General features: G+C 59.9%; 17 protein-coding genes and 1 pseudogene. 12 read left to right on the top strand and 6 right to left on the bottom strand.

Annotation, left to right across the window (positions count from 1 at the left end; all coding sequences use genetic code 11):
- Positions 1–165: 165 nt before the first annotated feature.
- The 3 genes and pseudogenes from ACSQ17_RS20625 to ACSQ17_RS20615 all read left to right on the top strand — a co-directional run.
- A pseudogene (locus ACSQ17_RS20625) lies at positions 166–1,452 on the top strand (PDC sensor domain-containing protein); the annotation flags it as partial.
- A gap of 102 nt (positions 1,453–1,554) precedes the next feature.
- A complete protein-coding gene (locus tag ACSQ17_RS20620) occupies positions 1,555–2,310 on the top strand; it encodes a methyl-accepting chemotaxis protein (RefSeq protein ID WP_436070526.1) in 756 nt (251 codons plus the stop codon).
- 101 nt (positions 2,311–2,411) lie between these two features.
- Positions 2,412–3,008 carry an NADPH-dependent FMN reductase gene (locus ACSQ17_RS20615; RefSeq protein ID WP_436070363.1) on the top strand — a complete coding sequence of 199 codons (597 nt, stop codon included), beginning with the start codon at positions 2,412–2,414 and terminating at the stop codon, positions 3,006–3,008.
- Positions 3,009–3,035: 27 nt separating this feature from the next.
- Here ACSQ17_RS20615 and ACSQ17_RS20610 read toward each other — a convergent pair whose 3' ends face one another.
- Genes ACSQ17_RS20610 through ACSQ17_RS20595 form a run of 4 tightly spaced genes read right to left on the bottom strand, consistent with a single transcriptional unit; the run spans position 3,036 to position 5,645 of the window.
- Positions 3,036–4,355: a sensor histidine kinase gene (locus ACSQ17_RS20610; protein WP_436070362.1), complete on the bottom strand. Its 1,320-nt coding sequence runs from the start codon at positions 4,353–4,355 to the stop codon at positions 3,036–3,038.
- Positions 4,352–5,020: a response regulator transcription factor gene (locus ACSQ17_RS20605; protein ID WP_436070361.1), complete on the bottom strand. Its 669-nt coding sequence runs from the start codon at positions 5,018–5,020 to the stop codon at positions 4,352–4,354. The genes ACSQ17_RS20610 and ACSQ17_RS20605 overlap by 4 nt, the downstream gene beginning before the upstream one ends.
- Positions 5,020–5,337, bottom strand: a complete 318-nt coding sequence (locus tag ACSQ17_RS20600; protein WP_436070360.1) for a PepSY domain-containing protein — start codon at positions 5,335–5,337, stop codon at positions 5,020–5,022. The genes ACSQ17_RS20605 and ACSQ17_RS20600 overlap by 1 nt, the downstream gene beginning before the upstream one ends.
- Complete coding sequence (locus ACSQ17_RS20595; protein WP_233684949.1) at positions 5,337–5,645, bottom strand: PepSY domain-containing protein; 309 nt, start codon at positions 5,643–5,645, stop codon at positions 5,337–5,339. Before ACSQ17_RS20595 ends, ACSQ17_RS20600 begins: the two co-directional genes overlap by 1 nt.
- A 196-nt stretch (positions 5,646–5,841) precedes the next feature.
- On the opposite strand from ACSQ17_RS20595, the gene ACSQ17_RS20590 reads away from it, so the two are divergent.
- From ACSQ17_RS20590 to ACSQ17_RS20565, 6 genes are all read left to right on the top strand, one after another.
- Positions 5,842–6,921, top strand: a complete 1,080-nt coding sequence (locus ACSQ17_RS20590) for a patatin-like phospholipase family protein (RefSeq protein ID WP_436070359.1) — start codon at positions 5,842–5,844, stop codon at positions 6,919–6,921.
- 53 nt (positions 6,922–6,974) lie between these two features.
- Complete coding sequence (locus ACSQ17_RS20585) at positions 6,975–7,814, top strand: hypothetical protein (RefSeq protein ID WP_436070358.1); 840 nt, start codon at positions 6,975–6,977, stop codon at positions 7,812–7,814.
- 186 nt (positions 7,815–8,000) lie between these two features.
- Entirely contained in the window at positions 8,001–8,270 is a 270-nt protein-coding gene (locus ACSQ17_RS20580; RefSeq protein WP_233684952.1) for a hypothetical protein, read from the top strand.
- Between the two features lie 162 nt (positions 8,271–8,432).
- On the top strand, positions 8,433–9,428 hold the full coding sequence (locus ACSQ17_RS20575) for a GlxA family transcriptional regulator (protein WP_436070357.1): 996 nt from the start codon (positions 8,433–8,435) through the stop codon (positions 9,426–9,428).
- Between the two features lie 24 nt (positions 9,429–9,452).
- Complete coding sequence (locus tag ACSQ17_RS20570) at positions 9,453–9,644, top strand: DUF1272 domain-containing protein (RefSeq protein WP_436070356.1); 192 nt, start codon at positions 9,453–9,455, stop codon at positions 9,642–9,644.
- Between the two features lie 195 nt (positions 9,645–9,839).
- The gene (locus ACSQ17_RS20565; RefSeq protein WP_233684955.1) at positions 9,840–10,055 is read left to right on the top strand and encodes a DUF2970 domain-containing protein; all 216 of its coding nucleotides are present in this window, start codon (positions 9,840–9,842) and stop codon (positions 10,053–10,055) included.
- A gap of 1 nt (position 10,056) precedes the next feature.
- Here the strand turns inward: ACSQ17_RS20565 and ACSQ17_RS20560 are convergent, their stop codons facing one another.
- The gene (locus tag ACSQ17_RS20560; RefSeq protein ID WP_436070525.1) at positions 10,057–11,103 is read right to left on the bottom strand and encodes an ABC transporter substrate-binding protein; all 1,047 of its coding nucleotides are present in this window, start codon (positions 11,101–11,103) and stop codon (positions 10,057–10,059) included.
- A 195-nt stretch (positions 11,104–11,298) separates the two neighbouring features.
- Here ACSQ17_RS20560 and pnuC point away from each other — a divergent pair, with 195 nt between their 5' ends.
- Positions 11,299–11,865, top strand: coding sequence for a nicotinamide riboside transporter PnuC (gene pnuC, locus ACSQ17_RS20555; RefSeq protein WP_436070355.1), 567 nt, complete (start codon positions 11,299–11,301; stop codon positions 11,863–11,865).
- Positions 11,862–12,416 carry an AAA family ATPase gene (locus tag ACSQ17_RS20550; protein WP_436070354.1) on the top strand — a complete coding sequence of 185 codons (555 nt, stop codon included), beginning with the start codon at positions 11,862–11,864 and terminating at the stop codon, positions 12,414–12,416. The genes pnuC and ACSQ17_RS20550 overlap by 4 nt, the downstream gene beginning before the upstream one ends.
- Here the strand turns inward: ACSQ17_RS20550 and ACSQ17_RS20545 are convergent.
- Positions 12,381–12,848 (bottom strand): DUF3429 domain-containing protein, encoded by a 468-nt coding sequence (locus tag ACSQ17_RS20545; RefSeq protein WP_436070353.1) that lies wholly within the window; start codon positions 12,846–12,848, stop codon positions 12,381–12,383. The two genes, ACSQ17_RS20550 and ACSQ17_RS20545, sit on opposite strands and share 36 nt — an antisense overlap.
- Before the next feature lie 152 nt (positions 12,849–13,000).
- Between ACSQ17_RS20545 and ACSQ17_RS20540 the strand changes: the two genes are divergently transcribed.
- A complete protein-coding gene (locus ACSQ17_RS20540) occupies positions 13,001–14,875 on the top strand; it encodes a di-heme-cytochrome C peroxidase (RefSeq protein ID WP_436070352.1) in 1,875 nt (624 codons plus the stop codon).
- The last annotated feature ends 1 nt before the right edge of the window (position 14,876 follow it).

Below are 14,876 nucleotides of genomic sequence, written 5' to 3'. Positions count from 1 at the left end.
GCCGTAAATTATTTTCTACAAAGCGTTAATAATTTCGTATAGGCTGCGAAATATTGGCCCGTAATGGCCTGTAATTTGCTGGTTATCACTGCACCTAATGCTTCAAGAAATGCACATAACCGCCGATAGGCGCTCTAAGCCTCTGCAATAAAGAAGGTCCTGAAAATGCTGTTCAGCCGACTCTCCATCCAACTGAAAATCACCCTGTTGGCAGGTTTGTGCCTGCTGGCCATTGTCGCAGTGCTGGTATCGGCCTCGATGATCCAGGCGTCGCGCAGTGCCAGCCTGGTCAAGCAGGCCAGTTCAAAAATGCTGGAGGAATCGGCACAGCTGCGCATGGAGGCGCGCGGCGAAGCTCAGGCCCTGCAGATGCAGCGCTACTTTATGGACGCTTATCAGTACGGACGTGGCGCCGCCAGCCAGGTGCTGTTTATCCGCGAACAGGCGGAAAAGCGTTTTCTTGACGCCTTCGACCTACGCGAAGACCTCAGCCGCCAAATCCGCAGCTCACTGGAAGCCAACCGCAGCCTGCTGGGTGTTTACGCGGTGTTCGAACCCAACGCGCTGGACGGCAAGGATGAACTTTTTATTGATCAGGAAAGCCTCGGCAGCAATGACACGGGGCGCTTCTCGATCTACTGGTCCCAGGATGACAAAGGTGAGTTAAGCGCAGAGGCCATGAAGGAAGAAAGCCTCAATGACTCAACCCCTGGCATCAGCGGAACCCCTTACAACGCCTGGTACACCTGCCCACGTGAAAGCAAACGGGCGTGCCTGCTCGACCCCTATATCGACGATACCGCTGGCGTAAAAATCCTCATGACCAGCATTGCCTTCCCGCTGATTCAGAACGACAAGGTGATCGGCGTGCTGGGTGTGGACATCAGCCTGGCCAGCTTGCAAGAACTCAGCACCAGCGCACACAAGAGCCTGTTTGACGGTGCCGGGCATATCAGCATCATCAGCCCTGCCGGTCTGCTCGCCGGACACAGCCGTGACAGCAGCCTGCTGGGCGGCAAACTGGACGCCGCCTTCAGTGACCAGCACAGCGAAATGATCCGCCTGCTGGCCGGTAACCGCCCCGAAGTCATGCACCACGACGGCGCATTGCAAGTGCTGCAACCGCTGCTGCCGATCCCGGATGCCAAGCCTTGGGGCGTTTTGCTGGAAGTCCCGGAGAAGGTACTGCTTGAGCCGGCCACCCGCCTGGAAGCACAGATGGATGAAGTGGGCACGCGCAACACCGCGATCTCCCTCGGCCTGGGCCTGGCCGCCGGCGTTGTGGGCATCCTGTTGATCTGGCTGACCGCTCTGGGTGTAACCCGGCCGATTCTCGGCGTAGCCGCCATGCTGAAGAACATCGCCAGCGGTGAAGGTGACCTGACCCGCCGCCTGGAGTACGCCAAGCAGGATGAACTGGGCGAACTGGCCAGTTGGTTCAATCGCTTTCTCGATAAGCTGCAACCGATCATCGCCGATGTGAAACGCAGCGTGCAGGATGCCCGTAGCACCGCCGATCAATCGGCACTGATTGCCAGCCAGACCAGCGATGGCATGCAGCAGCAGTACCGCGAAGTCGATCAGGTAGCCACCGCCTTCCAGGAAATGAGCGCCACGGCGCAAGATGTTGCGCACAACGCCGCGCAGGCCGCCGAAGCTGCACGCACAGCCGACCAGGCCAGCCGTGAAGGCATGAGCGTGATTGGCCGGACTACCTCGACTATCGAGTTGTTGGCCAACGAAATGAATGTGGCCATGCAGGAAGTCGAAGGCCTGGCCAATAGCAGCGAGAAGATCGGCTCAGTGCTTGAAGTGATCCGCTCGATTGCCGAACAGACCAACCTGCTGGCGCTCAACGCCGCCATTGAAGCGGCGCGCGCAGGCGACGCCGGCCGCGGCTTTGCCGTGGTAGCCGATGAAGTGCGCAACCTGGCCAAACGCACCCAGGACTCGGTGGAGGAAATCCGCCAGGTAATCGAAGGCCTGCAAAACGGTACCAAGGAAGTGGTCAGCACCATGCACAGTAGCCATCGCCAGGCCCAGGGCAGTGTCGAGCAGGTGGAACAAGCCGTTGCCGCCTTGCAACGCATCAGCCAGGCCGTCAGCGTGATTACCGACATGAACCTGCAGATCGCCAGTGCCGCAGAAGAACAGAGCTCGGTGGCCGAGGAGATCAACCGCAACGTGGCCTCGATCCGTGATGTCACCGAAGCGATCTCCGGCCAGGCCGATGAGTCGGCAAAGATCAGCCAGGGGCTGAACAAACTGGCCAATCATCAGCAAGGGCTGATGGATCAGTTCCGCGTCTAAATTGCCGCCTGGCACGATTTGCCTGCCAGGCTGGCGGCTGTTTCCTTGTAGCGCAGACCAGCGATCGCTAGTCTGCGTTTTTTCTTTGCATGAGGTGCACGATGCTCAATATCGCTCTGATCGCGGGCTCCAGCCGCAGCAACAGTCAATCGGGCAAGGTTGCCCGCTTCTTGCGTCAGCGCCTGATTCAGTTGGGCCATATCGATGACGCCCAGAGCAACGTGATCGATCTGGGCCTGGCTCCCCTGCCCTTGTGGCCTGCTGATGACACCGGCCCCTGGGGGCTTTACAGCAAGCAACTGGCCGCCGCTGACGCCGTGGTGATCATTTCCCCGGAGTGGAATGGCATGGCTTGCCCAGCCATCAAAAACTTCTTTATCTACGCCAGCAAAGCTGAGCTGGCGCACAAACCGGGCCTGCTGGTTGGCGTCTCCTCGGGCGTGGGTGGGGCTTATCCGATCAGCGAGCTGCGCGCGTCCAGCTACAAGAACTGCCGCCTGTGCTACCTGCCCGAGCACCTGCTAGTACGGGGGGTCGAGAAAGTGCTGAACACGCCAGAGCCCAGCAGCGAAGACGACCAGCGTCTGCATGCACGCATCGATTATGAGCTGGATATTCTGGTCAAGTACGCCGAGGCACTGCGCCCGGTGCGGGCCAGCATCGACATGAGCAATCCGGCTTTTGCCAACGGCATGTAAGTGCGCCACACGACGTGCCTGAGCCTTTCAGGCACGCTTGGCCGGCAGCGTCACGCTAACGCGCAAGCCACCTAACTCACTGTCCCCCAGCTGCAGCTGACCACCCCAGGCATCGACGATATCGCGCACGATGCCCAGGCCCAAGCCATGTCCGGCCACCTGCTCATCCAGACGACTGCCACGACTGAGAACCTCCTCGCGCTGCGCCGCCTCAATGCCCGGCCCGTCATCCTTAATGCTCAGCTGATACACCTCGCCCGCGCGGCTGACGTGCAGTTGCACTTGGCTGTCAGCCCATTTGCAGGCGTTATCCAGCAGATTGCCCAGCAGCTCAAGCAAGTCCTCACGGTCCCAGGGCAAACGCAGACCCGGAGCGGCCTGCCAGTCCAGTTGCAGGTGGTTGCCGTGAATCATCGCCAATGTGGAAAACAGCTCCGGCAGCTCGCTGGCACAATCGAAATGCGCGCCCGGCAGCGCTTCACCGGCCAGACGTGCGCGGCCCAGTTCACGGGCGATGCGTTGCTCAATCTGTTGCAGCTGGCCGTTAAGGCTCTCGCGCAACTCGGGCAACTGCTTGAGTTCTTCCCGACCGGCAAGACTGACCAGCACCGCCAATGGGGTTTTCAGTGCATGCCCCAGGTTACCCAACGCATTGCGTGAGCGTTTCAGGGTGTCTTCGGTATGGCTCAGCAGGTGGTTGATCTGTGCCACCAGCGGCTCCAGCTCCAGCGGTACCTGCTGATCCAGCTGGCTGCGCTGACCTTGCTGCAACTGCATGATCTGTTGCCGCGTTCGCTCCAGCGGGCGCAGGGCGCGGCCGACAATCAGGCGTTGCAGCAGCAGAATCAGAATCAGCGCGCTGATGCCCAGGCCGAGAATGACCTTCTGCACCTGGTTGAAACTGTTGAGGATCGGGGTGTAATCGCGCGCCACCTGAATCACGATCTGCTGGCCAAACCGCTGATAGTCGGCGCGGTAGATCAACCACAGCTGGCCCTGCGGCCCGTCACCTAAATCAGCCTGCAAACCCGGTTGTTCAACACGTTGCAGGTCGCGATCCCACAATGATCGTGAGCGCCAGGTCTGCTCGGCAAAGTCGATGCGAAAATACAGCCCTGAATATGGCCGCTTGTACGCTGCGCTCAGGCGCCGATCATCCAGCTGCAAGCCCTTGGGCCCGCGCACAAAAGCGCCCAACAGGGTCTGTGCTTCATCCTGCAGAGTGGTTTGGATATAGCTGCGCAGGCTGCGATCAAACAGCCAAAGGCTGCTCTGTGCCAGTAACAGGCCGATGACCAGCAGTGCGCTGACCAGGCCCAGGCTCAGGCGCCGCTGGATCGATTTCAAACAGCATCCCCGCTGAAGCGGTAGCCTTGGCCACGGCGGGTCTCGATGATTTCGCGCCCCAGCTTTCGGCGCAGGTGATTGACGTGCACTTCGATGACGTTCGAATCGCGCTCGCTTTCACCGTCATACAGGTGCTCGGCCAAATGACTCTTCGACAGCAGTTGCCCGGCATGCAGCATGAAATAACGCAGCAGGCGAAACTCCGCGGCGGTCAGTTGCACTTCCTGGTCGTTACGGCTGACGGTTTGTCGACTTTCGTCCAACTGCAGGCCCGCCGCTTCCAATAGTGGCTGGTTGGCCAGCCCACGGGCGCGGCGCAGCAGTGACTGGATGCGCAGTTGCAGTTCTTCCGGGTGAAACGGCTTGCTCAGGTAGTCATCCGCACCGGCCTTGAGGCCTTCAATGCGCTCGGCCCAGGAGCCCCGCGCCGTAAGAATCAATACCGTTGTACTGAGGCCGCCTGCACGCCATTCCTGCAACACCTCCAGCCCCGGTTTGCCAGGCAAGCCGAGGTCGAGAATGATCAGGTCATAGGGTTCGGTCGCGCCCTGGTAGGCTGCGTCACGACCGTCGGCCAACCAGTCAACGGCATAGCCTTGACGGGTCAAACCGGCCAGCAGCTCATCGGCCAGGGGCACATGGTCTTCCACCAGCAGCAGGCGCATCAGTCTTCCACCTCGTCCTTGAGCACTTCACCGGTGCTGGCGTGCAACTCCAGCTCGCGCACAATGCCTTGCGCAGTCACCAGTTCAACTTCGTAGACCAGCACACCGTCTTCTTCCTCAAGTTCGACTTCCAGCAGCACGGCACCGGGATGACGCTGCAACGCCACCTGCATCAGCTGTTCGAGGGGCAGAATCAGCCCCTCGCGCCGCAAGCGTAATGCTTCATCCTGATCCAGGTCGCGGGCGCTGCTGCTGAACGCGAGGGTCAGCAGCAGGCCGATCAGGAGTGGACGTATGGCCCGGGCCGTGTTGTTCATCAATCGTCTCGTTGGTTCTTCAGGACTTGTGCGTTAGTGGCATCCAGTTCGACATCCCACTGCACGCCCTGGGCGTCACGGATTTCAACCTGATAGATGTAGCGGCCGTACTCTTCTTCCAGCTCGGTGTCTTCAGTCTTGCCACCCGGGTGCAGCGCCAGAGCAGCTGCGTTGAGTTTTTCGAAGGACTGGATGGTGCCGGCGTCACGCAGTTTGAGCGCCTCATCCGGGCCCAGGTCACGGGCTTGGGCCAGACCGGCAGTCAGGGTCAGGGCAGCAGCGGCAAATACAGCAGTCAGTGTTTTCATGTTCAATTTCCTTATGGAGTTGGCTTTCGACGGAGCCCAAATTACTGCACACGACTTAACTCAAGCTGAATTTGCTTAAGGCATTGCACAAAAGCTGATTTATCCCGATCCATGCCCCCCATCATTCACACGCTGAAGTCACTTGGCCTGCCCATTCAGGGCTCTATAATCGCTGGCTTGCGCGATGGAGGCCAGCATGAGTGCGATATTAATCAAGTCCCCTGCTCTGACAATAAAAGCCGGTAGACGCGCCTTCGCGAGGATTCGCGAGCAAGGCCTGCAGCCAGCCGATGTCGGCATCCTGCCAGGCGCTGCGGGTGGGCCGAAGGCGCTGGGGATTCAAGGGTTGGATCTGGCCCTGTTCGGCGACTGGCTACAACGTGCGCCTCGCGAGCGTTCGCTGATCGGTGCGTCGATCGGTTCCTGGCGGTTTGCCAGCGCCTGTTTACCGGATGCAGCGGCCGGCATTCGCCGGCTCGGCGAGCTGTATACCTCGCAGCGCTTTGCCAAAGGCGTAAGCATGGCGCAGGTGTCGAGTAGCTGCAGCCTGATGCTGGAACAGCTGCTGGGCAACGACGACGCCAATATCCTCAGTAACCCGCATTACCGCTTGAATATCGTCGTGGTGAAAAGCCATGGTCTGCTGCAGCACGACCATCGCGGCGCACTCGGTTTGGGCCTGTCTTCAGTGATCGGCAGCAACCTGCTGGGCCGCCTGCGTTTAGCCAAGCACTTCGAACGGGTGATTCTGCATGATGCCCGCCTGGCACCGCCCTTGGGAACGCTCAGCGATTTTCCCTCGCGCTACCTGCAACTCGACAGCGGCAATCTGCGTCATGCCTTGCTGGCCTCGGGCTCGATTCCGATGATCATGCAAGGTGTGCGCGATATCCCTGGTGCGGGCCCCGGCACCTACCGCGATGGCGGCCTGCTCGACTACCACCTCGACCTGCCGTACAGCGGTAGCGATATCGTGCTCTACCCACACTTTACCGATAAGGTCATCCCCGGCTGGTTCGACAAGGGTATGCCCTGGCGGCGTGGCGACAGCGGTCGGTTGCAGGATGTTCTACTGCTGGCACCCTCGCGTGAGTACCTGGCGCGTCTGCCCCATGGCAAACTGCCGGATCGCAAGGACTTCAGCCGTTACCTGGGCGATGATGCCGGCCGTGAGCGCTACTGGCGCACTGCTATGAGCGAAAGCCAGCGTCTGGGCGACGAGTTTCTCGAACTGGTGGACAGCGGCCGCCTGCACGAGCACATGCAAGCACTTTGAACAGGACGGGCCAGAAGGTAGTGGCCACAGCGCAATAACCAGGGATCGGCAGAATGAAACTTGCAGTCGCCATCATCCACGGCATCGGTACACAACCGGACAGCCGCGACGCCGAAGGGCAACACAGTTTTGCCCAGAGCCTGATCGCGGGTTTACGCCAACGCCTTGGGGCAGATGCCGACCAGGTTGCCTTTCAGTCACTGTACTGGGCCAGCGTGCTGGACAAGCGCCAACTGGCCTTCCTGGAGAAGTTGCGCGATCAGCCCGTGCGCTGGCGCTGGTTACGGCGCATCGTCACGCTGTTTCTTGGGGATGCCAGCGGCTACCGCAAAGTCAGTCAGGCTTACGACACCACTTACGAAGAAGTGCATCAATCCCTGCGCAGCGGCCTCAACGCCCTGCGTGCCAAGGTCGATGCCGACACGCCGCTGGTGGTGCTAGCCCATTCGCTGGGCGGGCATATCTTTTCCAACTTCGTCTGGGATCAACAGCGCATCAATCAAGTCGAAAGCTGCCCACTCGACCCCTTTCTGGCCTTGGAAACCCTCAGTGGGCTGATTACCTTTGGCTGCAACATCCCGCTCTTCACCTTCGCCTATGACCCTGTGGTGCCCATCCGTTTTCCCGGCCAGTGCCTGCCCCTGGCCGTCACCGAGCAGGCGCGTTGGCTCAACCTCTATGCTCCTGCTGATCCACTCGGTTACCCACTACGGCCACTGCCCAATTACGCCGCTGTTGTGGCTGAGGATCGCGCCATGCCCGTTGGCCCCTGGTACAAGCGACATACACCATTGAGCCATCTGGGTTACTGGGATGATCGCGGCTTCCAGCGCTATGTCGCCGCTTACTTGCAGCAATTGCTGAGCGTCTGCAAAGGGCGTGAACGCAGCTAAACGCCCTCACCTCGCCCTGTTTCTCTGTTTGCATCAATAAAACAGTGATTTAACGGACATTTTTTTACATTTTTCGGCCTTCATGTGACTTAACGGTCAGCTTCGCTCATCAACAGCTATGACTGGCAAGCGTGAGTTAACCGTTTGCCCTTGTGTATTTGGGATCACCTCGGAGAAACCGACCCCATGAACGCACCGCTGCGTTTTAACGAAGCCCTGCTGATTGCTGACCGCGCCTTTCAACCTTTTCAATGCGTCGCCTGGGCCCCGCAAGATGGCACTGGCAACCTTAGCCTCAGTGTGATCGACCGCACCAGCACTCGCCTGCTCGGTCGCACACAACTGTCCAGCACCATCTACAGCGATCCGGTGCAATTTGCCGACCTGCTCAAACAGTCCCGTGAACAACTCAGTCAGCAAGGTTTCACCCTGGAACCATGGAGCATGCCGGAGTAATCGGCTGCTGCAACAAGGGCTCTGAGCTGCCGATTGGCCCCTCTTGTCAGAGCCCTGCTTTCCCGCCCCGCCGCCACACTGGCAATATCTGTGGGTTTATTGTCCTTGTTGCCAATTACTCGTTAAGCGCAGACTGCATCCATCGTTTATCGAGACGCCGCCATGGATGCTCCACGAACCATCGCCTGCCTGCTTTATCCGCATGTCATGAGTTTGGACCTGACCGGTCCATTGCAGGTGTTCGCCTCTGCCAATGACGAACGCCAGCGCCAGGGCCTGCCCGCCGCTTATCGTCTGCTGGTGCTCGGCCAACAGGCGGTGGCAATGCCCACCTCCGCCGGTTTTCAGCTGGTTGCCGAACAGGCCTGGAGCGACGTAGATACTGCGCATATCGATACGTTGCTGATCCCTGGCGGCCAAGGTGACAAGGTGCAGTGCCACAACCTTGAATTGCTGGCCTGGTTACGCAGCGCAGCGCCGCAGATCAGGCGCGTGGGCTCAATCTGTTCAGGCGCGCTGATTCTCGCGGCCGCCGGCCTGCTCGATGGGCGGCGCGCCACCACTCACTGGGCGGACCTCGACTGTCTGCGCCTGGAATATCCGCAGGTAGAAATCAGCGCTGATTGCCTGCACACCTACGACGCGCAAGACCCAGGCGGTAATGGCCATATCTTCACCTCGGCAGGGGTTACAGCCGGGATTGATCTGGCACTGGCATTGGTTGAGGCCGACCTCGGTCGCCCGCTTGCCTTGGCCGTGGCCAAACGCCTGGTGCTGTTTCTGCGTCGCCCTGGCGGGCAAGCGCAGTTCAGTGCCCTGCTGACCCCGGAGCCGAGTCGAGTGCCGCGCCTGGCCAACCTGCTGGAATGGATACCACTGCACCTGCATGAAGACCTGTCGCTGGCGGTGCTGGCGGCGCAAGCCAACATGACGCCGCGCACGTTATCGAGAACCTTTAATCAGGAGCTGGGTATGGGCCCGGGTCGCTATGTGGAAATCGTACGCCTGGAAGCGGCGCGCAGCCTGCTGCAGAACGCGCAGGCCTCAATCAGCACGGTGGCGCGTTTAAGCGGCTTTAACCACCCGGAGAACCTGCGCCGCAGCTTTCACAAACACTTGGGCGTCAGCCCTCAGGAATATGTCGAGCGTTTTGCTTAATCCGCCCAACCAAGGAGCCAAGACATGCTGGAATTACGTCCCCAGTGCGAATGCTGTAATCGAGGCCTGCCGGCCGACAGCCAAGACGCATTTATCTGCTCATACGAGTGCACCTTTTGCCGCGACTGCGTCGACAACACATTGCACGGGCGTTGCCCGAACTGCAGCGGAGAATTGCTGCAACGACCACGACGCATCGTTACCGAAGCGAAATAGAAGCGCTGCAGAGGGTCTTGGGTTCAGTGAATATCGCGGTAAACACAAATGCCCCGTTAAGTAGATGAAGCCCCAGCCTCGGGTGTGGCGCTCGCGCGGTTTCAGCAGGAGTCGTTTCCAAGGCAAACAACTGCCTGCTGCTTGAGCTTTACTAAGCAGACAGGCTGGCTGTGGACGCCATAACAGGAGAGCTCGATGAACGATGAAGAAAACAAACCGCTGACGCTCTGGGAAATGCTGCAAAGCGTGCTGAGCGCGGCACTGGGTGTGCAGAGTGGGAAAAATCGGGCACGTGATTTTTCGCGAGGCAAGCCCAGTCACTTCATCATTCTGGGCGTGCTGTTTACGGCGGTGTTTGTGTTGACGATCTTTGGCGTGGTCAAACTGGTGCTGCACCTGGCCGGTGTCTGACTCACTGCAGCAGAGGCGCTACTGAGAAACCATAGTCGCGTATCTCTGGATGATAGACGGCGCTGAACTGGCGGAAATCCAGGCCGAAGCCCTCAACCTTGAGGCGTTTTTTCAGGTAGGCGGCCTGTCTGGCATCCAACGGGGTGAACAGCTTATCGACGCGGTCCTTACCGCCGCGCTCGGCAAAGTCCAGTCCGGCATGGTAGTCATGCAACATCACCATGGCCCAGCCGCCCAAAGTGAAATGTCCGCCGACCAGCACCCACAACTGGTTGTCGATCCGAGCCTGCAACACCTCATCGGAGTTGTTCAGGGCCGACAGGAAGATGTCCTTGTTTGGCTGCCGGCCCATTTCCTGCGCCGCCTGCATTACGCCAAAGGCCATTTCATCATTGGCCGACCAGATCAGTTGAGTCTCGGGATAGCGCGGTAACAGCAGCTGTGCCTGCTCATAGGCGCGCTTACGCTTCCACTCTCCGTACACCAGGCTTTGCAGCCTAACTTGCGGGTGTTCAGCCAGAGCACGGCGCAAGCCTTCTTCACGCAGCGAAGATGATGGCGTATTGCGCAGGCCCGCAAACGCCAGCAACGTGCCCGGCTTACCCTTCAGACGTGCGATAAGCCCCTGCGCCATCCAGTAACCGGCTTGCTCATCGTTGGGGATCAAGCTGCCAATCCAGTTGCGATAATGCTCGCGCGAACGACCGACAATCTGCTGCTGCTCGGGCGTCAGGGTGCTGTGCAGGGAGAACAGCTTGACCGGGCTATTGGCGAACATCCTTAGCAATTCCGGCGCGGTGTACATCTCGTTGACGAACAGCAGGTAGTCCGGCAACGGGCCCTTTTCCAGCAACTCACGGGCACGCTGCAACAGCAAACGGTGGTCGCGCTCACCATTGATCACGGTGAGTTGCATACCCAGATCAGTCGCTGCAGCCTGCATGAATTCGGTGTAGCCCACCCAGAAAGGCTCGTCGGTATAACCCGGATTGAGAAACACCACTGAAGCCGGTGAGCGCGCAGCAGTTGGCCCGGCCGGGGCTGCCATGGCTAATACGCTCAGCGTCAGCAAACAGGCTGCGCTGACCCAATGCAAAACCGACTTCAACACACGTTGCTCTCCTGATGGGGTGCCGAGTATATCGGCAATGCCATAGCGAATGGCCATCTGCCCTGCCAAGACGAACGTTGGGTGAATGGTTACAATCGTCGCCCCTCCGCCTCCATCGTCTGTTGGTGTTCTATGTCACCCCTGGAAATCCTAGCCTCAGCCCTTGGTGTATGGGCCGTCTGGCTGACCGTACGACAGAATCGCTGGTGCTGGCCGCTCGGTCTGCTGATGGTGCTGATGTATGCCTGGATTTTCTATGACGGCAGGCTGTATTCGAACATGCTGCTACAAGGCGTGTACGCCGTGCTGCAAGGCTATGGCTGGTGGCAGTGGACGCGAGGCGGCAGCAACCACAGTGGCGTGCAGGTCAATCGACTGAGCGCGCAGGGCCTGTTGCTCAGCCTCGCGGCGGGCAGTCTGGGCGCCATCGCGCTGGGTTACCTGATGGCTACCTTCACCGATGCAGCCGCCCCCTGGCAGGATGCAGCCCTGAGTGCCTTCAGCCTGGTCGCCCAGGTGTGGATGGCGCAGAAGCGGCTTGAATGCTGGCCGCTGTGGGTAGCGCTGGATCTACTCTTTGTTGCGCTATTTCTGCAGCAGGGCCTGTACCCCACAGCAGCGCTGTATGGGGTGTTTACCCTGCTGGCGTTTCACGGCTGGTTGACCTGGCGGCGCGACCGCGCGCTGGTCAGCGCATGAAAGTACTGGTGCTGACTGGGCCGGAATCCAGCGGTAAAAGCTGGCTAGCCGACGCCATTCAAAGCACTTTTGGCGGCGTACTGGTGGGCGAGTACGTGCGCCACTTTATCGATCAGCAACAGCGCGACACCTGCTATGCCGATATCAGCCGCATCGCCCGGGGGCAACTGGACTGGGAAGATCAAGCCCGAGCAGCCGCCCCTGAGCTGCTGATACTCGATACCCACCTGCTCAGCAACATGCTCTGGAGTCAGACGCTGTTTGGGGATTGCCCGGCATGGATCGAACAGGCGCTCTTGGCACGTGACTATCACCTGCACCTGCTGCTTGATCCTCGCGGCGTGCCCTGGGTCGATGATGGCCAGCGTTGCCAGCCGGAGCTGGCTCAGCGTGTGGCCTTCTATGAACAGTGCGCAGGCTGGTTGCGCCAACACCAACAGCCATTGCAGTGCATCAAGGGCGACTGGCGCGAACGCCGCGAACAGACACTCACGACAGTCGCCCAGTGGTTAGGTTCACCCCATCAGCACGCTGGCCCAGGCCAGCAATAAGCTCAGGCACACCACAATCGTCAGTGGACGCCGCAAGCGTGGATACCACTGCGGCGCCAGCCCAAGTTTGACTGCACGCAAATCTGCGCCATACAGGCCAGCAAACGCGATTAAACATAACGCTAAGGCCAGACTGCTGGGCATACCTCCGCTGATCGCCAGCCAGCCCAGCAATGGCGGCACAACCGAAAATCCCAGCTGCAACTGCGCAGGCTGCCCCGCATCCTGAGCACGCATGGCCAGGCCCCAGTGGATCGCCCCCATAAAAGCCAGAATCACCGCGGCGTAATCCAGCAGCGCTGCCAGCACCAATGGTCGCCAGCCCTCCGGCACCACCCAGATAGCCAGCGCGGCGCTGACAAAAGGCACGAGCCCGGCATAACCAAGCAGTAAGGCCAGCCTGGGTGGCTGCGAGGCGTCAAAGGGATGCATACGCTCACTCCTGAGTGGGTGTGCCTGAATAAACCGCACTTTACGGCGCAGTAAAAGGGAAATTCACGCAACTGTTCAGTAATGGCTGCTTGCCATAATCAACGGCAGTTGGCATAAATCGAACAAATAATAAACGCCACAAGGAAGTATCGATGCGCATTCTCCGTCGGGCCCTGTATGGGCTTCTGTTGTTGCTGGCCTTAGGGCTGCTGATTGCCCTGTACTTCATCGCCAACCCCAACCTTCCGCTCTATAAGCAGCCCGACAAACTGCATTACCTTGATCAATGGTCGGCCGAAGATCGCCAGACCTATTACTACACCCCCCAGGGCACCCAGGTGAAAGGCCTGCGCTATGAATGGTTCAGCGCCCTGGAACTACCGTTCAGCAGCAACAAATTCGCTACGCCGGAATACCTGGCGCGGTTCGGTTTCCTGGTTGAGCCACAACAGCAACCGACAGCGCTGAACCCTGCCAACCTGCCCGTCGGTTTTGCCCGCCACGCCGATGCCGAGAGCGGCGAGCACTACCTGGATATCAGCTGCGCGGCCTGCCACACCGGCGAGCTGCGCTATCAAGGTCAGGCGGTACGCATCGATGGGGGCGCTGCCCTGCACTCGCTGGCTTCCACCGTGCCCACAGTACGTGGCGGCAGCTTTGGCCAGGCGCTCGGCATGAGTATGGCTTTCACCTACTACAACCCACTGAAATTCCGCCGCTTCGCTCAACAGATACTGGGCGATGAATACACCAGCCACAAGGCGCAGCTGCGTCGTGATTTCAAGGTGGTGCTCGATCGCCTGCTCGGCACAGCATTCAATGACTGGCATCGCGGTCTCTACCCCACCGAAGAAGGCTTCGGCCGCACCGATGCCTTCGGCCGCATCGCCAACAGCGTCTTTGGTGATGCCATCGACCCGAGCAACTACCGCGTTGCCAATGCCCCGGTGAGCTATCCGCAGGTCTGGGATATCTGGAAATTCGACTGGGTGCAGTGGAACGGTTCAGCCATGCAGCCCATGGCTCGCAATGTGGGTGAAGCACTGGGCGTGGGTGCGACCCTGCGCCTGCTCAAGGCTGATGGCCATCCAGTGGCGGAAGCCGAGCGCTATGCCTCCAGCGTGCGCCTGCGTGATCTGTTCACCCTGGAAGAAACGCTGAAGAAACTGCAGCCGCCCACCTGGCCAGAAGCCGTGTTTGGCAAGGTCGACCTGCCGCTGGCCAGCCGCGGCCGTGCGCTGTTCGCCGAGAACTGCGCCTACTGCCATGCGCCTGACCCGAAAACGCCCCAGGACAGCTATGCCCCTGCACGCGATCCGGAATGGCGGATGCGTGTGGTGCCCACCTCGATCGTCGGCACTGACCCCACCACCGCAGACAATATTGCCGACCACCGTTTCGATATCAGCAAACTGGGCTGGACCAAAGCCGAGCTGAGTAAACTCGATGTACGTCTGTTTGGCGCCAAGCTGGATGACATCGACATGCGCAGCATCTCCAGCGCCAAGGCACTGGCCTACGTCACCGCCTACGTGGAGAACCGCGCGTATCAGGATGCCGGCATCACACAACCCGAGCGCGGCACCATGGATGGTTTCAACCTACCCATCGGTGTACAGGAAAAACGTGGCTACAAGGCACGCCCGCTGGACGGAATTTGGGCTACCCCGCCCTTCTTGCACAACGGTTCAGTACCCACCCTGTTCCAGTTGCTGTCACCGGTAGCGGAGCGCCAGTCCCAGTTCTGGGTGGGCAACTTCGAGTACAACCCCAAGCAGATCGGCTACCAGAGCGAAAAATTCACCGGCGGCTTTCTGTTTGACACCCAGGTCACCGGCAACAGCAACCGTGGCCACGAATTCCGCGCCGGCTGCCGCGAGGACGGTGTAATCGGTCGTGCCTTGCAGCCGGAAGAACGCTGGGCGTTGATCGAATACCTCAAGGTGCTCGGCAACCCCGCTCTGGAAGAGCAACTGCAACCCGTCGAGGCCAAGCCCTGGACGCCAGGTCCTGCGTGCCAGAACTGAA

Origin of the sequence: Pseudomonas sp. LjRoot71 (assembly GCF_964253255.1) — a bacterium.
In the GTDB taxonomy this organism is placed as follows: Bacteria; Pseudomonadota; Gammaproteobacteria; order Pseudomonadales; family Pseudomonadaceae; genus Aquipseudomonas.
Note: the sequence above shows the minus strand (reverse complement) of the source record. Positions and strands in the feature narration are given on the sequence as shown.

Excerpts from the sequence above, each read along its gene's own strand:
- pnuC (WP_436070355.1), top strand. The coding sequence starts at position 11,299 with ATGTCACCCCTGGAAATCCTAGCCTCAGCCCTTGGTGTATGGGCCGTC.
- ACSQ17_RS20615 (WP_436070363.1), top strand. The coding sequence starts at position 2,412 with ATGCTCAATATCGCTCTGATCGCGGGCTCCAGCCGCAGCAACAGTCAA.
- ACSQ17_RS20545 (WP_436070353.1), bottom strand. The coding sequence starts at position 12,848 with ATGCATCCCTTTGACGCCTCGCAGCCACCCAGGCTGGCCTTACTGCTT.
- ACSQ17_RS20585 (WP_436070358.1), top strand. The coding sequence starts at position 6,975 with ATGAAACTTGCAGTCGCCATCATCCACGGCATCGGTACACAACCGGAC.
- ACSQ17_RS20605 (WP_436070361.1), bottom strand. The coding sequence starts at position 5,020 with ATGCGCCTGCTGCTGGTGGAAGACCATGTGCCCCTGGCCGATGAGCTG.
- ACSQ17_RS20540 (WP_436070352.1), top strand. The coding sequence starts at position 13,001 with ATGCGCATTCTCCGTCGGGCCCTGTATGGGCTTCTGTTGTTGCTGGCC.
- ACSQ17_RS20590 (WP_436070359.1), top strand. The coding sequence starts at position 5,842 with ATGAGTGCGATATTAATCAAGTCCCCTGCTCTGACAATAAAAGCCGGT.
- ACSQ17_RS20620 (WP_436070526.1), top strand. The coding sequence starts at position 1,555 with ATGCAGCAGCAGTACCGCGAAGTCGATCAGGTAGCCACCGCCTTCCAG.
- ACSQ17_RS20565 (WP_233684955.1), top strand. The coding sequence starts at position 9,840 with ATGAACGATGAAGAAAACAAACCGCTGACGCTCTGGGAAATGCTGCAA.
- ACSQ17_RS20595 (WP_233684949.1), bottom strand. The coding sequence starts at position 5,645 with ATGAAAACACTGACTGCTGTATTTGCCGCTGCTGCCCTGACCCTGACT.
- ACSQ17_RS20600 (WP_436070360.1), bottom strand. The coding sequence starts at position 5,337 with ATGAACAACACGGCCCGGGCCATACGTCCACTCCTGATCGGCCTGCTG.
- ACSQ17_RS20580 (WP_233684952.1), top strand. The coding sequence starts at position 8,001 with ATGAACGCACCGCTGCGTTTTAACGAAGCCCTGCTGATTGCTGACCGC.
- ACSQ17_RS20550 (WP_436070354.1), top strand. The coding sequence starts at position 11,862 with ATGAAAGTACTGGTGCTGACTGGGCCGGAATCCAGCGGTAAAAGCTGG.
- ACSQ17_RS20570 (WP_436070356.1), top strand. The coding sequence starts at position 9,453 with ATGCTGGAATTACGTCCCCAGTGCGAATGCTGTAATCGAGGCCTGCCG.
- ACSQ17_RS20560 (WP_436070525.1), bottom strand. The coding sequence starts at position 11,103 with ATGGCAGCCCCGGCCGGGCCAACTGCTGCGCGCTCACCGGCTTCAGTG.
- ACSQ17_RS20575 (WP_436070357.1), top strand. The coding sequence starts at position 8,433 with ATGGATGCTCCACGAACCATCGCCTGCCTGCTTTATCCGCATGTCATG.